The 17418-nt window shown below is 65.4% G+C and carries 15 protein-coding genes and 1 pseudogene; 4 read left to right on the forward strand and 12 right to left on the reverse strand.

What is annotated here, in order from left to right; genetic code table 11:
- Window positions 1-1640: pseudogene (locus ACSFBE_RS03065) on the reverse strand (hypothetical protein); the annotation flags it as partial.
- Between the two features lie 196 nt (window positions 1641-1836).
- Here ACSFBE_RS03065 and ACSFBE_RS03070 point away from each other — a divergent pair.
- Window positions 1837-2016, forward strand: a complete 180-nt coding sequence (locus tag ACSFBE_RS03070; protein ID WP_435488910.1) for a hypothetical protein — start codon at window positions 1837-1839, stop codon at window positions 2014-2016.
- 680 nt (window positions 2017-2696) lie between these two features.
- Here the strand turns inward: ACSFBE_RS03070 and ACSFBE_RS03075 are convergent.
- A complete protein-coding gene (locus tag ACSFBE_RS03075) occupies window positions 2697-3644 on the reverse strand; it encodes an adenylate/guanylate cyclase domain-containing protein (protein WP_435488911.1) in 948 nt (315 codons plus the stop codon).
- Window positions 3645-3968: 324 nt separating this feature from the next.
- Between ACSFBE_RS03075 and ACSFBE_RS03080 the strand changes: the two genes are divergently transcribed.
- Window positions 3969-4298, forward strand: a complete 330-nt coding sequence (locus ACSFBE_RS03080) for a hypothetical protein (RefSeq protein ID WP_435488912.1) — start codon at window positions 3969-3971, stop codon at window positions 4296-4298.
- A 55-nt stretch (window positions 4299-4353) separates the two neighbouring features.
- On the opposite strand, the gene ACSFBE_RS03085 is transcribed toward ACSFBE_RS03080, so the two are convergent.
- Genes ACSFBE_RS03085 through ACSFBE_RS03100 form a run of 4 tightly spaced genes read right to left on the reverse strand, consistent with a single transcriptional unit; the run spans window position 4354 to window position 7280 of the window.
- Entirely contained in the window at window positions 4354-5316 is a 963-nt protein-coding gene (locus tag ACSFBE_RS03085; RefSeq protein ID WP_435488913.1) for an LD-carboxypeptidase, read from the reverse strand.
- On the reverse strand, window positions 5313-6416 hold the full coding sequence (tadA, locus tag ACSFBE_RS03090; protein WP_435488914.1) for a tRNA adenosine(34) deaminase TadA: 1104 nt from the start codon (window positions 6414-6416) through the stop codon (window positions 5313-5315). Before tadA ends, ACSFBE_RS03085 begins: the two co-directional genes overlap by 4 nt.
- A complete protein-coding gene (locus tag ACSFBE_RS03095) occupies window positions 6413-6640 on the reverse strand; it encodes a hypothetical protein (RefSeq protein ID WP_435488915.1) in 228 nt (75 codons plus the stop codon). The genes tadA and ACSFBE_RS03095 overlap by 4 nt, the downstream gene beginning before the upstream one ends.
- 1 nt (window position 6641) lies before the next feature.
- On the reverse strand, window positions 6642-7280 hold the full coding sequence (locus ACSFBE_RS03100; protein ID WP_435488916.1) for an FMN-binding negative transcriptional regulator: 639 nt from the start codon (window positions 7278-7280) through the stop codon (window positions 6642-6644).
- Between the two features lie 83 nt (window positions 7281-7363).
- Here ACSFBE_RS03100 and ACSFBE_RS03105 point away from each other — a divergent pair, with 83 nt between their 5' ends.
- Window positions 7364-8458 (forward strand): DUF72 domain-containing protein, encoded by a 1095-nt coding sequence (locus ACSFBE_RS03105; RefSeq protein ID WP_435488917.1) that lies wholly within the window; start codon window positions 7364-7366, stop codon window positions 8456-8458.
- Here the strand turns inward: ACSFBE_RS03105 and ACSFBE_RS03110 are convergent.
- From ACSFBE_RS03110 to ACSFBE_RS03135, 6 genes are all read right to left on the reverse strand, one after another.
- Complete coding sequence (locus ACSFBE_RS03110; RefSeq protein ID WP_435488918.1) at window positions 8448-9644, reverse strand: PepSY-associated TM helix domain-containing protein; 1197 nt, start codon at window positions 9642-9644, stop codon at window positions 8448-8450. The genes ACSFBE_RS03105 and ACSFBE_RS03110 overlap by 11 nt on opposite strands.
- 8 nt (window positions 9645-9652) lie before the next feature.
- Window positions 9653-12106: a TonB-dependent receptor gene (locus ACSFBE_RS03115; RefSeq protein WP_435488919.1), complete on the reverse strand. Its 2454-nt coding sequence runs from the start codon at window positions 12104-12106 to the stop codon at window positions 9653-9655.
- Between the two features lie 165 nt (window positions 12107-12271).
- The gene (locus ACSFBE_RS03120) at window positions 12272-13261 is read right to left on the reverse strand and encodes a DUF4880 domain-containing protein (protein ID WP_435488920.1); all 990 of its coding nucleotides are present in this window, start codon (window positions 13259-13261) and stop codon (window positions 12272-12274) included.
- Window positions 13258-13758 (reverse strand): sigma-70 family RNA polymerase sigma factor, encoded by a 501-nt coding sequence (locus ACSFBE_RS03125; RefSeq protein ID WP_435488921.1) that lies wholly within the window; start codon window positions 13756-13758, stop codon window positions 13258-13260. The genes ACSFBE_RS03120 and ACSFBE_RS03125 overlap by 4 nt, the downstream gene beginning before the upstream one ends.
- Before the next feature lie 723 nt (window positions 13759-14481).
- Complete coding sequence (locus ACSFBE_RS03130; RefSeq protein WP_435488922.1) at window positions 14482-15138, reverse strand: response regulator; 657 nt, start codon at window positions 15136-15138, stop codon at window positions 14482-14484.
- Window positions 15135-16580 carry a cache domain-containing protein gene (locus ACSFBE_RS03135; protein ID WP_435488923.1) on the reverse strand — a complete coding sequence of 482 codons (1446 nt, stop codon included), beginning with the start codon at window positions 16578-16580 and terminating at the stop codon, window positions 15135-15137. The genes ACSFBE_RS03130 and ACSFBE_RS03135 overlap by 4 nt, the downstream gene beginning before the upstream one ends.
- 366 nt (window positions 16581-16946) lie before the next feature.
- On the opposite strand from ACSFBE_RS03135, the gene ACSFBE_RS03140 reads away from it, so the two are divergent.
- Complete coding sequence (locus tag ACSFBE_RS03140; RefSeq protein ID WP_435489452.1) at window positions 16947-17390, forward strand: Rid family detoxifying hydrolase; 444 nt, start codon at window positions 16947-16949, stop codon at window positions 17388-17390.
- The last annotated feature ends 28 nt before the right edge of the window (window positions 17391-17418 follow it).

Here is a 17418-nt window from a genome sequence, read left to right on the forward strand (position 1 = left end):
TACTGTTGCTTGTAATAGGCGAACAGCGGTCGCAGGTCGACGAACGCAGCGCGCTTTTCCGACTTCGAGATCACCACGGCCACGCCGGTTCGGGCGTAGGCGTTCGACAGGTCGCCGCTGAAGTAACGCGCGCGAACGGTTGCGTTGTCGAGGTCAGTGTCGAAATACCGGCGAACGCGTTGGTAGTCGTCGTTGGCCAGCCCGGTCGACGTCGAGATCTCCGTCGGCGCTCGCATCGTTTCAGGCAAGTCGACGAAGCCGATGAGCTTGATGAGGTTGTAGTTGCCCAGACCTGGCAGGCCCGGATAGGAGCGCTTCCAGTTGCCCCAGTTGCTGCTCCATTGGGATTCATTGGTGATGGAGCACCATTGGCAACCGTCCCCCAATGCCAGCACGGCCACCTGCCCGCGCATCGCTGCCGTGTCCCACACGGTCACGAGTGCGAATTCACCGCTGTTGGTGATGGTGATTGCCGTCGGGACCTTGCCCGAAGGCAGCTGCGTGCTGGCGATCGTGCTGGCGGTGTTGCTGCCGACGCTCACGATGCGGCCATCCGCGTAGACCGCCAGGGTGTTGGTGCACCAGCCGCCGCGGCCGTAGCACTTGCCCAGCGCCACCGGCTTGTCGAGCGGGAAGCTCTTGAGGTAGGTGGTGATGCTCGCGTCGAGCGCGCCGCCGTCGTTCGTCACGCCTTCGTAGCGCGTCCAGCTCGGCTCGGGTTCCACCGACATGCTGTTGTGCGCCACGGCGATGGCTTGCACCGAGCCCAGGCCCGGCGCATAGGACTTCTTGTAGAAACTGGCGTCGGGCGTGGCGTCGGCGATGTAGCCGAAGTTCAGGATGCTCGAGCTGTAGTCGCCCGGCTCGTACTCGAGCAACCCACCGACCTGCCAGTTGCCGCACCAGTTCGTCCAGCCGCAGCCGCGGTTGCCTTGGCCGTTGGGGTTCTGGATCGACACCATGTTCATCGGCTGGCTGGGCCGCTTGCCATAGGTCGGCAGGCCGCCTTGGGTGGCGGTGCCGTATTCCGCCGAGGACGGGCCGTAGCGGTACGCAATGGCAGCGTCCGTGCCCATCTTCTGCGCCATGGCCTGGTATTCCGCATTCGACATGGCGCCGTTGACCATCACATCGCCGGAAATGCCCAGCACGTCGGGCTTGGCCGGAGCGGGGGCCGGTGCGGGGGCTGGCGCTGGCGCTGGAGCTGGAGCTGGGGTGGGAGCCGGCGCGCTGGGGGTGGACGCGATGGCCGTGTAGCAGGATTTGTTCATGCCCGGTGCGGGGTCACCGAACAACTGATCGCCGCAGGTGTAGGTGCCTGCTGCCAGCAGTTTGGTCACCGTCTGGGTGCCTGCGCCGTACACGATGCTTGCAGCGGAGACCAAAGTGAAGGAGCCGCTTTGACCGGTGATCGCCGAGAGCTGCGACGTGGCGGGCGTTGACGGTGGTGTGACCGGGGAAACCGGGGCCGCGACCGAGTAACAGGCCTTCGGCTTGCCCGGTGCGGGATCACCGAAGAGCTGATCACCGCAGACATACGTGCCGCTGGCAAGTGACTTCTGGGTCATGAGGACGCCCCACCCGTAGGCAATGGCGGCGGTTGAAGTCAGCTTGAACGAACCGCTTTGGCCGGTCAGCATCGTGAGCACTGTTGAAGTGGAAGTTGAGCTGCTCGCCGGTGCAGCGCTTGGCGATGCCGACACATAACAGGCCTTCGGGACGCCCCTCACCGGGTCGCCGAACAATTGATCGCCGCAAACATAAGTTCCTGCGCCGAGTGTCTTGCTGTTGAATACGCCATTTGCGCCATAGCTCACCACGGTGGCGGAAACCAGCGTGAACGAACCGCCTTGGCCGGCCAGCATTGATGTTTGTGCAGATGCAGAAGACGGCATGCTCATCGCAAATGCAACAAGAGTGCCCACGCCCGCGCCAATTAATACTTTTGACAAAACAATTCTCCCGAATAAGGTTTTAAATAAATTGCGCGCAGGGCGCAGCCACGAGCTGATCTAAAGCCGTTTACAAAACACCCGGCGTCATGCCTGGGCTGGAGAGAAACCTCGAGTGAAGCGCAGTCAGGCGGCCCTGAGGCAAGCACCTTCCGGGGACAGCGTCTATGCGGCCGAAGGCGCCCTTTTTATTTCACTGAATGTGAAATAGGCATTGCTGTGATGTGAGTCCAAATTAGCTACACGCACGCTGAATGCGAAAGATTTGTACTACATGCACATGGGATCTTGTCCTACAGGCAGGCTGATTCTGAATGAAACCAGATATTTCAGCAACAAAATAAAGCAAATATTTTTTGGCTGGCTATTTAGTACTATCGAGAGGAGATTTGTATTACTCGCTGATTTAACTAATTGCTTAATCAGGAGTTTCGGCACGTCATCGTCCAGCGTCGCGGCGCGCCACCTGCCTGAAGCCACGCCCCGCACCTTGCTGCTGGGCGCGCAGCGCAAGTACGGCGAAGGCTAGGCGGCGCGTCGAAGGGACGTCCTACCCGTTTGTTGGGCGGCAGGCTCTCGAAAGAAATGCTGGGTGCATGCGCGCGGCTGCGTGACAGCGCGGGGGGGCTCGACTGGCCGGTGTACTTCGACACCCTGCGCGCCCGGATAGCCGGCGGCTGGAAACCGGTGGTCCAGCGGCGGTCTACCCTGCCAGCCGCCCCCCACCCTCGAGATCGATCGGCTTCAGCCGACGTTTCGACGCGACAGCAAGAGATCGCCGCCGGTGGTGTTGAAAGAAATGGTCGGCGCGCTGAAGTCGCTCAGTGGCGCACCCAGACCGATTTCACCGCTGCCGTGCAGCACGCATTCATCTCGGCGCAGTGCGATCTCCCCGCTGACGCCGGCACTGCCGTGAAAGCGCACCCAGGTGCCATAGGTACTGACATCGACCAGCACGCAACTGCCGTTGCGTGCCTCGATGCGTGCGTGCAGGCGTGACACGCGGGGGTCGTTCACCACGAACTGGGCTTCGTCCACCCGGCCGAGGTGAATCGGAAGGTCCGACGCGCTGAAGAGCGAACGCACATCGAGCCACGCCAGCTCGATCTGGCCGAAGGTCGAATCGGCCACTCGGCTGGCCTGCGCAAGGGTGGCCGGCATCGTGAGGAAATCCGACATTTCCTCCTGCCAGTCGATGCGGTGGATGATCGGTGTTTCGTTCTTGCCGCGGATGGTGATCGGCCCGAGGTTGCGGTGTCGCACCTCGCCCTCCTTGAGCTGCTCGATGACCGATTCGGTCACCCAGATCTGGCCCGGACCCGCCAGATCGCTCAGTCGCGACGCCAGGTTGACCGCATCGCCGTAGCAATCGCCATCGACCTCAAGCACATCGCCGCTTGCCACACCGATCTGCAGGTCCATGCGCAGTCCGGCTGGCCAGGCCTGAAGCCGCTTCTGGTGGTTGCGCTGCAGTTCGAGCACTGCGGCGGTCGCGGCGCTGCCGGCCGGAAAAATAGCCAGCACGCCATCGCCCAACATCTTCACCACGCGGCCACCGTGTGCTTCGCAAACGCCGGCGATCCATTGGGTCAGCCGCGTGACGGTGTCGGTCGCGCGGGCGTTGCCCATCGCCTCGAAGACCCGGGTGCTCCCTGTCAAGTCCGCAAAAACGACTGTTGAATTGGCGCCCATGTTGTGCAGTTTTTCGTAGCAATCGCTGACTGATTATGGCAAAGCAATCGTTGCAAATCGTGACCCGAGTTCAACTTTCACTGGGCCCCGCCACACTCGTCATGCGGCTTGACAAAGGTCAACGAGGTCCGACGAGTCCGCGGCCAACCAACAACAGATCTCAACATGAGGATAAAACGGAGGTACTCATTTTGAGAAGCCGCTTGAGAAAAAGCGTGAAGTATGTTGTTTTAAAAGATGTTTAATTGTTTCTCTGCTTGTGGCGGACATGCCCTGTCGATAACGTTGAGCGCATCGATGGCTCCAGGCATCTGCCTTTGCTCCATGTTTTCCAGCAGTCTTCTTCGTCTCTTGTCGTTTCCAGGACTCAGCCTCCGCCGGTCGCCCGACCGTCAGTTGGTCCAGATTCGCACGACGATGCTCTCCCTGTTGGAGGACCATCCGGGCGAGCGCGTGGACCGCGTCGCACAGCGCGTGCGTTTCGCTGATGACATGGAAGCGCTCTGGTATCTGCGCCAGGATGTGCTGACCACGCTTGCCGAGATCGATGGCGAGCCGTCCGCACGCCGCCAGATGCGCCGCATCAACAGCCTGTTCAAGGGCGGCTTGCCGCAAACGATGGGCCCGCGCGTCCATCACCGCTTCACCGCCTGAGTCCCACCATGCCAGGCGCATCGCCCGGCCCTTCCCGTCGTTCCGGTCGCTTTGCCTAGCGCGCGTGGTGGTGCGCGTGGGCGTGATCATGGTCATCGCCGTGCCGATGGCCCCACACCATGAAGACGTCGCGGCCGTCGAGGGCCAGCTCCACTTTGGCGCCGATTGGCAGCAAGACCTTCGTCGGCACGTGTCCGAACGGCAGGCCGGTCAGCACCGGGACCTTGAGTTGGCTGCGCAGCCGGTCGACCACCGTGCGAAGCCCGAAGCCCTTGTCGTGCGGCACCTTCTTGAACGAGGTGAACTGGCCGAGCACCACCGCGCGCTGGCGCGCCAGCACGCCGGCATGCCGCAACTGGTCGAGCATGCGTTCAAGTCGGTACGGGTGCTCGTTCACATCCTCGAGAAAGAGGATGCCTTTCTCCACCGACGGAAAGTACGGCGTGCCCAGCAGGCTGACCAGCACCGAGAGGTTGCCGCCCCAGAGCATGGCGCCGTGCACCGGCCGCAGTGCGGGCGCCTCGCCGTCACGCGCCGGAATGCGCCATCCGGTGCCCTCGCCCTGCCCGCTCGCCAAGTCGTCGAAGCAGGCTTCCATGATGTCGTCCGGGCCGTCTTCGGCGCCGAAGTCTTCACCCAAGGCGGGGCCCGACCAGCTCACCGCACCGGTCTTGGCCAGCAAGGCGTTCTGAAAGGCGGTGAAGTCGCTCAGGCCGACGAAAGCGGTGCCGCGGTCGACGGCTTTGGCCACCGCCTTGTAAGGGATGGCGTCGAGGATGCGCGTCAGGCCGTAGCCGCCGCGCGAGATCAAGGCGATGTGTGCGCCACTCGCCGCGGCCCGGGAGATCGCGGCCAGGCGGGTGGCGTCGTCCCCCGCGAAGCGCTGGTGGCTGGTCAGCGCTGCTTCGTCGATCTCGACCTGGTGGCCCAAGGCCCGGAGCCGTTTCACGCCGCGTCGGAAAGCGGCCTTGTCGCGCACCGCGCTCGAGGGGGAGTAGATGTAGATATGTTTGCTCACGGCGGGAAGTATCCCATTGCCCCTGCGAGCCATTCGGCGGCCTGCCGGGCATCGGGGCCGGACGAGCGGGGTGGCGCCGTGCCGAAAGCGCGCAGCGCAGCTTCGTGCCCGCGGTCGGGGAAAGGCGCACGCCAGGCGGCCTCCATCGATCCGTCGCCAGCATCGGGCACGGCGCGGGTGCCGACGAAGCGCGCTGGCGCCGCTGCCATGAGCAGCGCGGCCAGCGACTCGGCACCCGCCGCCGGTGCCAACAGCGTCGGGCCGGTTTGCGCTTCGAGCCACTCAAGCAGCACGTCGCGGTGCCATTCCCAACGGTGCACCGCGTCGCGCTTGGGCTTGTCGCTGCGGCCGAAGCCGATCAAATCCGGTGCCAGCCAACGCACCTTGCTCAGGCCCAGCAAGTGCCGGAAGCCGAGGCTCCATTGCCCCGGCCCGTGCAGGCAAAGCACGGTCGGCCCCGGCCCACGCGGGCCTTCCTCGAGGTAGTGCAGGCGCCATCCGTGCTGGGAAGGCAGGTCGTCGATGTAGCGCGGGGCAAAGGGCTCGGCCACACCCATGTGCAGGAAACGGCTCTCGGCCGTACGCAGCGCATCGTCGCGCAGCGGTTGGGCGGATTCGCGCGCGGCGGTGCGCCGGGCCTGGAAGAAAGACTGCAGGACTTCGCTGCACTGGTCGGCCAGGACGCCCCGCTCGACCACCGTGCGGTGGTTGAGCTGCGGCTCCGCGAACAGGTCGACCACCGAACCGGCCGCGCCGGTCTTCGGGTCCGCGGCGCCGTACACCACGCGTGCCAGGCGCGCATGGAGGATGGCACCGGCGCACATCGCACAGGGCTCGAGCGTAACGAACAACTCGCAGCCGTCCAGGCGGTAATTGCCGAGCACCGCCGCACCGGCGCGCAGGGCGGACAGCTCAGCGTGTGCGCTGGGGTCGTGCGAGGCCACCGGGGCATTGCGGCCGGTGGCCACCAACCGCCCGTCCTTGACCAGCACGGCGCCCACCGGCACTTCTCCGGCCGCGGCCGCGGCGCGTGCTTCCGCCAATGCCAGGCCCATCCAGTACGCATCCGTGGCCGGGCCCTGCGGCAAGGACTCGCTCATGGGGTGTCGTCCGGCGTCGATCGGGGCTGCCGCATGGCGGCATCGAGCGACTTGCGGATGTCCTCCTGCAGCTGTCGCGCCTGTGCCGGCGTCGACGGCGCGGTACCGGTGGGCACGGCGGGCACGGCGCTGGTCGGTGCGGTAAGGCTGCCGATCTGCCTCTTCGCCAGCAGGCCGACGATCAACAGCGCCACCACCAAGCCGATCAGGCCAAGCACGCGCATCTCAGTGCGCCTCCGCCGCCCCCGGCACCATGCCGAGGCGCTCCATCCAGGCCGCGAGCGCCCGCTCGTCCGGCGAACCGTCGCGGTACTGCGCATGCATCGCCAAGTGCGATTCCGGCCGGTGCTGGTTGAGCTTGAGCTTGCATTGCAGCGCCGTGACCCGCAGCCGAAAGCCGACCAGTCCGGCCAGCATCTTCTGCTGGAACACCTCGCCCAGGTCCCGCCACTGCTGGGCATAGGCGGGCTCGTGGTCGCCGATCAAGCGCTTGAGCAAGCGGTCCTTGGCGTCGGGCGTCTCCACCAGACTCGCCTCGACCGTGCAATGCACCGCCAGGTAGCTCCAGGTGGGCACCCGCGCAAGGTCCGGGTAGACCGAGGGCGACATGTAGGCATGCGGGCCGAGCACGGTGACGACGGCCATCGGCCGGGCCTGCAGATAGCGCCAGTGCGGGTTGGGCCGGGCGCAGTGGCCGAGCAGGACCAGGCCGCCCTCCTCCGATTCCTCGGCCACGATCGGCAGGTGGGTGACGAAAGGCAGGCCCGCGTCATCGTTCGAGATCAGGCTCGCGAAGGGGTGCTCGCGAAGAAGTTGCAGAGCGTTCGCGCGGTCCTTGGCATCGAACTGTGGAGGCATGTACATGGCGTGGTCCTGTCGTCGGTGCATGGATTGTCCGCGAGCGGCCGCCGGGCCGCGGCGAGAATGCGGGCATTCATCGATTCGACATGCAGGATCCGCTCTTCCCCCACCTGACGCTCCCCGGCGCAGCGGGCCCGACGACCCCACCCGCGATCGGCTCGGCGTCGGCGCCGCCGGCGCGTCGGGCCCGCAGCGGGGCCATCGCACCGCGCGCTGCCGAGCCGGCGCTGCAAGTGCTGGCCGAGGGCCTGCCGCGCCACGTGCGCCTGGGCACGTCGACCTGGTCGTACCCGGGCTGGGACGGCATCGTCTGGGACGGCGCCTATGCAGAGGCCCGGCTGGCCAAGGAGGGCCTGGCGGCCTATGCGCAGCATCCGCTGCTGCGCACGGTCTGCGTCGACCGTGCGTTCTATCGGCCCCTGAGCGCCAGCCACTATGCACGGCTCGCTGCCATGGTGCCGCCGGATTTCCGCTTCGTCGTGAAGGCGCCCGCGCTGGTCACCGATGCGATGGTGCGCGGCGAAGAAGGTCGGGGTCGGCAAGCGAATCCGGCCTTCCTGAACCCTGAACTCGCGGTGCAAGAATTCGTGCGGCCGGCGCTCGAGGGGCTGGGCGACAAGCTGGGTGCGCTCGTCTTCCAGCTCAGCCCGCTGCCCCTGCCCTGGCTGGCGCAGCCGGGGGCACTGTTCGCACGCATCGGCGCCATGCTGGACGCCCTGCCGGGCCTGCGACCCGACGCGCCGGACGGCGTCATCGCCGTGGAAGTGCGTGACCCGGAACTGCTCACACCGGCCCTCGCCCACCTGCTGCGCGAGGCCGGCGCGACCTACTGCCTCGGCCTGCATCCGAAGCTGCCGCCCATCGCGGAGCAACTGCCGATGCTGCGTGCACTGTGGCCGGGACCGCTGGTGTGCCGCTGGAACGTCAACCGCCGCCATGGCGCCTATGGCTACGAAGACGCGGAGGCCTTGTACGCGCCCTTCGACCGGATGATCGATCCCGACCCCGAGACGCGGACGGCGCTCGCCCGCGTGATCGCCGGAACCGCCGGCGCCGGGCAGAACGTCTACGTGACGATCAGCAACAAGGCGGAAGGCTCCGCCCCGCTGAGCGTTCGTGCACTGGCCGAGTCACTGGAGCATCGAATAGCATCCGTCGCCCGCACGTTATCTACCGTGTAGATTTTCCCCTCCGCGCGCGCGAACGTTGCCACCAGATCCAAATCCCGGTGAGCGCAATGAAAGCTACAGCCAACCCGGCAACACAAACTGCGACCCGGCCCGGCCAACCAAGGATGCGCCCCGTATGCAGGGGGTACTGCCAGATGAGAAGCTTGTCGCCGGGTGTGCCGCTGTCGTAGCCCGAGCTCGCCCGCAGCGCGCCGGTCTGGTCATCGATGAATACCAGCTCGTAGCGCAGGCGCCAAGCAGTTTCGCGCATCCCGACTTCCTTGAATGCGATGCGATAAACACCCTGCGATGGAACATGACTCGCATACCAAGGCAGGAAGTCTTGCGCCGGAGTGATCAGGTGGTGCCGAGCATGCCGTACCGCTTCCTCGGTGCCGAAAGCAGCGAACCGTGGCGAAGAAGAAAGACGTGGGAGCGATTGCAGGGGATGCACGCTGACTTGCGAAAACCAGCTCACCACCGGCTTGAATACGGTGTCGCCCAGACTGAAGTACACACCCGACACCGCAAGCAGCACTGCGGCCGGCAGACTCCAGAGGCCCACACTGCGGTGCAGGTCGAACACCAGGCGAGAGATCGAGGCACCGCGCTTGACGGTCCAGGCAGCTCGCCATTTGGACCAGAACCCATGTCGCCACACCGCCAGCCGCGGCAAGGTCAGCCAGCTTCCGAGAAGGGTCGCGGCCAGCCATGCCAGCGCCAGGCCGCCGGTAAGCCACATGCCCCAGGCGCCTGGTAGGTGGAACTTGCGGTGAAGCACATCCAGGAATGTCAGCAGGTGCACGCGATCAATTCGCAGTGCGCCCCATTGGCGATGCCCCAGCACTTCTCCAGTGGCGGGATCGACAAAGAGGCGATCGAAGTCCAGCACATGGGTACGACCCGTCGCGGGGTCCACGCGCGCCGCGACGCGTAGCTCGGCCGCTTCGCCCGGCCGAGTATCCAGCGGCAGCTGGCTTACGCGCAGACGCGGGTCGCCCCCCTCGACGCGAAGCACCAGTTTGTCCGGCGACAGCGCGGACATCCTGTGCGACACACGTAACAAGCCGGGGTTGAGCCAGGCATCGAGCTCATGCTGGAAGGCCAGCACGCTGCCGCTGAGCGCATTCACCAGCAACAGCACCAGCATGCCCAGCCCGAGGTAGCGATGCAGCGCCACCCAGAATTTGCGGCCCATGTGCCCGCCTACCAGCGGTGGGTGTAGGTGGCCGTCAACACGGCACCAGCCGCGGGCAGGCGGCTGTTGTTGCTGCCGCTGCGGATGAGTTGGCTGTACAGCGGCAGGTAGTAGCGGTTGAACAAGTTCTGGACGCCGACGGTGATGTAGCGCTTCTGGTCGAGGTTGTAGCGGCCCACCACGTCGACGGTGTAGTAGCTCCTCACGTCGGCGCGGGCAAACTGCGTCCTGCCGTCGGCCAGTCGGTAGTCGCGCGCGCCGAACCATGTGAGCTGGGTCCGCATGCTCCAGCGCTCGCTAGGCTTGTACTGCACGTAGCCCGTGATTTTCAACGGGGGGATCCGGTAGCCGGTCATGATCTGGTCATGCACTGCATCTTGTGGGGTCTCGCGGCCTTGCATCCAAGTGAACGTGCCCCCGGAAGACCACTCCCTGCCGTAGTGGTCGACGGTGGCCTCCAGCCCGTTGATACGCTCACGGGTGCGCAGCAGGCGCAGCCCGTTGTTAAAGGACTGCACCGCACCCAGGTCGGAGCGCGAATGAAAGATCGCGAGCGACGTCGCCGTGTTGCCGAAACTACCGCGCCAACCCAGCTCATAGTTGTCCGTCTTGACCGGCTCCAGATCGGACGCGTTGATGTCGAAGCGCGCGCCCGCATTGCGCAACTGCAGGCCGACATCCGGCAGGTCAAAGCCCTGGCTGAATGAACCGTAAAACTCATGGCCCTTGACTGGCTTGAAGGAAACGCCGGCGTTGTAAAGCAAGGCGTCGTAGCTGACTTCGCCGCCGCGAACGATGGCCGGGCGCGCTAGCCTTGACTGCGACAAGGGCTGGAAATCGTCGAAGCTGGCTTGCGCCTTCTCATAGCGCAGGCCAGCCTCTGCCGACCAGCGATCGCTCAAGCGGTGCTGCAGCTGTGCGAAGGCGCCAGCGCTCTGCGTTTGGGTCCAGGGCATGTAGATCTGCTGGCCGATTCTGCGGAAAACCAAGCCCCCGCTGGCGTCATACAGCGTCGGGTTGAACACGTCGATCGGCATGTTGCTGCGCTCGCGTATGAAGTCCGTACCCCATACGACGCGCGAATCGCCGCCGCCCCCCAGCGGGGTGTCAACGGTCAGGCGCCCGCCCACCACCTTGTTGTTCTGCATCACCTGATCCACATTGCCGCCGCGGTTGGGGTTACTGCGCGAATCGGAAGGCGCGAAACGGGTGAAGTTGTCACGCCCGTAGAGCATGGCCGATACAGAGCTGCCATAGAGATTCTTGTGCTCGTAGCTGGCGCTCAGCATCGTGTTCTCGACTTGGTTCTGCTCGTCGAGCACCAGGCCCTTGATGGCACGCGCGGCGACGCTGCCAAGTGGCGCCCGGTTCACGCTCGGATCGCTGGCGTAGCTCGATTGCTGGTGTGCACGAAGGTAGCTGGCCGAAAATTGGAGCCGCTGGTCGGCGTCGATGCGAAGTCCCAGCTTGCCACCGATGCTGAAGGTGTTGGAGTCGAACAGGTCGCCCTGGCTAGCATCGGGGGCAATACGGTCACCATGCCCATCGTACGAGCTGCCGACGCGCCGCGCAGAGAGGTCCACCTCGTAGTCAATGACCTCGCCGCGGCCCGACATGTACTGCTGAATCTGTCCGCCCAGGCCGTCGCGGCTCAGATGCGACAACGAAGCATCGACACCGATCGTGGTCTGTACGACCGGCTCTCCGCTCACCGGACGCGTGGTGACAGACACGATGCCCCCCGTGGCACCGCTGCCATAGATGGCGTTGCTGCCACGCAGCACCTCGATCCGTTCGATGCGACTGGGCTCGACGTTCACCAGGTTGCGCGAGGCATCCCGGTTCGTGTTGAGCGGAATGCCGTCCACCAGCACCAGCACATTGCGTCCACGCAAGGTCTGACCGAAATCGGTCAGGTTGCGGCTCGAGTCGGACATGCCGGGCACGCTCTTGGCCAGCATGGCACCGAGGTTGGGAGAGGTGGCGCGCAGATCATCCAGTTCCTCACCCTCTATCACCGTGACCTGGCGGGTCGGCTGCATCAGGGAGCCGCCCACGCGCTGATCCGTCACGACGATTTCCCGCAGCGCTGCGCTGCTTTCGGGTGAGTCTGAGGCGTCTGCGCTGGACGGCACGGGTGCACTTGATCGTGCCGCCGGCTCGCTGTCGGCTTCGGTCCGCGCGCGGATCCGCAAGGCACCTCCCGGCGCCTCGTCGACCACGAGGCCCGATCCCTCCAGGGCGCGGCGCACCGCCTGCGCGGGTGCGAAGGCGCCATGGATGGCGCGTGCCCGGCGACCGCCGAGCAACGCGGGGGGGCCAGTGATGGTTCGCCCGCTGTCCTGGCCGATGCGGGTCAGGGTGTCGGCGAGAGGGCCTTCAGGAATGTCGAGCCGAACAGCAGCGGCTGTTGGCGGCTCGGCGGCCCAGCCGGGCACGGACGCCGCGGCGCAAGCCAGCATGGCGGCACAAGCCAGTCCCCCTAGTGGATGGCGGGAACGTGGCGGTCGCGGAAGAGAATTGATCATGAAAAGGGGCCTTTCGCTCTGTCTTGAAGACCTTGTGGAGCGAAACCGGAAAACCCCTCATCTTTTTGACGTCGCGTCTCCGACCGCGACGGTTGTCGTTCATCTCGGCGGACGGTTCGGGTCGACGTCGATCGACACCAACCAGGGGCCGAGCCGGCGCATCTGCACCGGCAGTGTGTAGGCGAGCGCGGCGAGCGCATCCTCCAAGTCGAGCCGGAAGATGCCGAACACCCGCAGTGCCGCAGCCGACTCGGAAACTCGAATGAAGCCGGCGTGATAGGCGCGCAGCGCCTCGATCACCTCGCCCAGCGACCAGTCGCGAACGGCCAGCATCCCGTCGCGCCAGGCTGCTCGATCCGCTGCGCGGCCTGGAAGCTGCTCCAGCGCTTCGCTCAAGGCCGAAATCCCTTCATCGGCACGAAGGCGGACCGAGCGTCCGTTCACGAGTTGCACCTGTACCAAGCCGTCGAGCGCAACCACTTCGGTGGCGGACGCATGTACGCGGCAGTGCACCCGGGCACCTTCACTTAGCACGTGGCAGTGCGGGGTGTCGACACTCAGGACGGACAGCCTCGACGCAGCGGGTTTCACGATCAGCGCACCGGACCGCAGCCTCAACTGCATGCCGTCTGAGCGGCGAAGCACATCTGCGGCCGAGCGAGCATCCAGAAGCACATCGGTGCCGTCGGCGAGAGTGAAACTCTGTCGCTGGGCTGTGCTGGTGTGCAGGTCGGCCATCAGTTCGCCAATCGGGGTGATGCGATCCGTCAGGAAGCCCGCTGTAGCTCCAACGCCTGCGACTGCAAGCGCACCTCGAATGACGCGTCGGCGTTGAACCTTTTGAAGCGCCAGCACGGCCGCCTCTGCATGGGACACCGCGCCGCGCCCCTGAAAGGCCCGCACTGTATTCAATGGCGCCTCCAGCACTTCGCAATTGACCCGAGTCCAGGCCGCCCGGTGGGCAGGGTCGGAGGCCAACCAGCTCTCCAAGGCCTGCCGCTCTCTCTCTCCGAAGCGGTTGGTTTCCTGGCGCACCCGCCAGTCCACGGCTGTGTGCAACGCTGGGTCGCGCGCGGGCGATGCGGTCATGGGGCGTAGTTCAGGCACTGCAACATCGCTCGCCTCATGTGGCGCTCGACCGTAGCCAAGGACACTCCGAGCTGATGCGCGATCTCCGGATAGCTCAGGCCGTCCAGACGTGAGAGGAGGAAGGCCGTGCGCACTGGGATGGGCAGCGCAAACAGGACGCGGTCGATCTGCTGGATTGCGTCCATCAACTGTGCATGTTCTTCAGGCGACAGCGCCATAGCCGGGGGCATGTGTCGCAGTGTGTCGAGGTAAGCGGCCTCTAAATCCTGTCGTCGCCACAGCTGAAATAGCACGCGCTTGGCGATAGTCGTCAGGAATGCTCGCGCATCATGGATCTGCGTTCGCCCACCGTCCTCGCTGAGCTGGACGAACGTTTCCGACGCGATATCTTCGGCATCGCCGCGATTGGACACTCGTCGCGACAAACGCCCTAGCAGCCACGAATGGTGGTTGCGGAAGATCGATTCCAGCTCTGGAAAGACGGAAACAGACGACATCGAGGTTGATCTGAGTGCAACGAAGAGAATGGCCGCGAACGCCGAGGATTGTAAATGAGATTCATTGCCATTTCGGAGCGGGGTACTGGAGCTCAGTGATTTCAGATGCCAGACAACCCGCGTGCTGCTAGCTACTTTGGGTCGGTAGCGTTCAATTCGCCCTCACCTCTACCGCCAAAGCACGACAGCGTTTGCTGGCGCGGGATATCGGCCCCCGTTTCCGGGGCGCTGACTCCGACCATCAATCGTCAACCGTCGCCGACATTTGCAACAGCATTCCGAACCCTTTTCGGCTTGCGTCTTCAGGCATCGCTGGATGCTGTTCTGTGAAGACCAGCAGATGCCCGGACCATCGGCGCCGATCTAGATCTGACCCCCCATCACTCCCACTCAAACATCAATAGGCCTTGCTAACCCGCGTGGCCAAAGGGTTCTGCCGGATTAAATGAGCTCTATACCGTCGGTTTTACCGTCACGCACGACTTGCGATGAAGCTCTGTGTGAATCGCCCCGGTGGGGCGTTGTTGTTCCATCTGCTGTCCAAGCTCTACTCCTGGGCGTGGCGCTGATGCAGTGGGTGACGGGCTGGGTGGCGTCGCGCGCGCCGGCCCTGGGGCATGGAGCCGTTCGCGGCCGCGCTGCTGGCGATAGCGGTGGCGCTGCTGGCGGGGGCGGCCGCCTATGCGCGGCTGCCGCAGCCGCCGCGTGCCGAGACCGCATGAATCAGATGGCCTGCGCGCCCAGGTCGGCGTAGTCCACCGCGTACTTCACGAGCGCGGCCTGCCCGCCGATGCGCAGCTTGCGGCGCAGGTGCAGGCGGTGCGTCTCCACCGTGCGCACCGAGGCGCCCAGTGCGCTGGCGATTTCCTTGTTGGAGCAGCCATCGGCCAGCAGCGACAGCACGGCCGATTCCTTGGGCGTGAGATGGCCCCAGGCGCGCGTGACCGGTGGCGGCGCGGGCTCGTCGGGCAGCACCAGGCCCGGGCTGAAGTAGCGGCCGCCGCCGTAGACCGTGTCGATGGCTTCCACCAGCTGGTCGCCCGGACCGTCCTTCAGCACGTAGCCGCAGACGCCGAACGCAATCGCGCGGCGTACGTATTCGGCGTCGTGGTGCATCGACAGGACGAGCACGCGCACGTCGGGAAAGCGCTCGCGGGACGCGCAGGCAAGCTGAATGCCGCTGGCGTGGGGCATGCGGATGTCAGTCAGCACCAGGTCGGGCTGCAGCTGCTCGGTGAGCTCGGTGGCCTCCAGCACGCCGCCGGCTTCGCCGACCACCTGGATGTGGGGCGTGGCGTGCAGGCGCATGCGCACGCCGTCGCGCAACAGCGGGTGGTCGTCGACCAGCACGACACGGACGATGGGGCAGACAGTGGTCATGGCATTGGATCGGTAGGGCGCAGGTTCAATGGGATGACGGGATGGCGGTGGCGCGGCCTTGTCGCCACCGGCTCCGTGGTGGTGGCCGGCAAGGGCAGGCTGGCGTGGATGCGCGTGCCCTCGCGGCTGGACGCGATGGCCAGCGTGCCGCCCAAGCCGGCTGCACGCTCGCGCATGTTGCGCAGCCCGATGCCGCGCCTGCCATCGGCGAACACGCGCTGCGTATCGAAGCCGCTGCCATTGTCCAGCACGATCAGCTCCACACGGCCGCGCGTGCCGCGCAGCACCAGGTCGACCTGCGTGGCAGTCGCGTGGATGCGCACGTTGTGCAGCGCCTCCTGTGCGATGCGGAACAGCGCTGTGCCGTGCTCCAGCGGCAGTGCCGCTGGAGCGTTCTCGCACACCAGACGAATGTCGCCGCCACCTTGTTCGTTCATCTGATCGACCAGCAGCGCCAGCGCCGGGGCCAGGCCCAAATCATCCAGCAGGGCCGGTCGCAGTCCGTGCGACACACGGCGGATCTCCACGAGCGCGCCGCCCAGCCTGGCAATGCCTTGCGCCAGCACCTGGCGCGGCGCCGAGGCCACACCGGCGCCGGATGCCGCGAGCTGGATCTGCGCGGTCTCGAGCAGGAACTTGGACGAGGCCAGCACCTGCACCACGCCGTCGTGCAGCTCCCGCGCCACGCGCACGCGCTCTTCCTCCTGCGAGTGCACGACGCGTCGCGCCAGGCGCCGCAGCTTGTCGCTGGACACGCGATGGTCCTTCAGGTTCAGCGCCAGGCCGCCCAGGCCGATCAGCACCACGCACAGCGCGGCAATGCCGTAGAGCCGCTTGCGCGTGGCCTCGATATTGGCGCGGGCGCCGGCCTCGATGGCCTGTAGCGCGCCCTGTACGTCGTCCAGGTAGATGCCGGTGCCGATGACCCAGTCCCAGCCCGGGATCGTCAGCACATAGCCGAGCTTGGGCACCACGGATTGCGAGGTGGGCTTGTTCCAGCTGTAGCGCACGACGCCGCCGCCCTGGCGCGCGGTGGACAGGATGCGGTGGGCCGAATCGGCACCCACCGGGTCGTCGGGATCGCAGAAATCCACGCCCTGCATCGGCAGGCTCTTGGGGTCCATCAACAGCTTGCCGTGCTGGTCGTAGGCGAAGAAGTAGCCGTTGCTGCCGTACTGCATGCGCATCAGCGTGGCGAGCGCCTCTGCCTTGCGCGCGCCGACCGGGCCTGGCGCCTCGGCGATGCGCATGACGGTGTTGCGAGCCAGTTCGACGTAGTGCTGCAGCTCCGCTTCCTTGCTGTGCACGAACGCGGCCTGCACCAAGGCCTGTTCTTCATGCGCACGCTTCAGCGTCTGCTGCTTCATGGTCGCGCCCATTAGCGCGAGCGCCACGACGATGGGCACGGTGGAGAGCAGCACCAGCTTAAGGCGAAGCTGCACCTCAGCGCTCCAAAACGAAGCAGGCGGGTTTCTCGGAGCCGATCATCGGAAGGCAATCGTCCTACAGAGTTTCAGAAGGTCGGATAGTGATCGAATGCGCTCAGCAATAAAGGGGCCAGACCCTGATTGTTTCAAACTGAAACATGTGCGACACGTCATTCCCTGGCCGCGTAGAGCGGTTTGCGTAGCACTACGTAGGGGAAAGAGATGTCGGTTTCGTGAAAACCCGTTCCTAGAATTGGTCGCGAAATCGGGCAAATCCCACCTCTCGACATCATGTTTCCCAGCGTGGACGCGTCCGACACCGTCTGTTCGACTCTCAGAAAGGAAAGCACCATGCGTCACACCTCCACCTGCCAACGACTGATGACCGTCGCGGCAATCTGCGCTGCCGCCCTGGCCCTCACGGCCTGCGCCGTGCCGGCCCCGCGCGCAGTGTTGTCCACCACGGGCGTGCCGCCGGCCATCGGTCCGTACTCGCAAATGATCTCGCACGGCAACACGCTGTATTTCTCGGGCGTGATCCCGCTGAACGAGGCCGGAAATGCGGTCGTGGGCACCAGCATCGAGGAGCAGACGCACACCGTGCTGCGCTACATCGGCGTGATGCTCAAGTCGCAGGGCCTGGACTATGCCGACGTGCTGTCGTCGTCGGTCTACATGAAGGACCTGAACGAATTCGCCGCCATGAACAAGGTGTACGGCGAGTACTTCAAGCCTGGCAACGCGCCGGCCCGCGCCACGGTCGAGGTGGCACGCCTGCCACGCGACGTGAAGATCGAGATCGGCGTGATCGTCGGTCGTCGTTGAGCCCCCAACCCCCCAAGGAAACGCCCCA

The sequence above is a fragment of the Variovorax sucrosi genome, from assembly GCF_051216635.1.
Lineage (GTDB): Bacteria > Pseudomonadota > Gammaproteobacteria > Burkholderiales > Burkholderiaceae_C > Variovorax.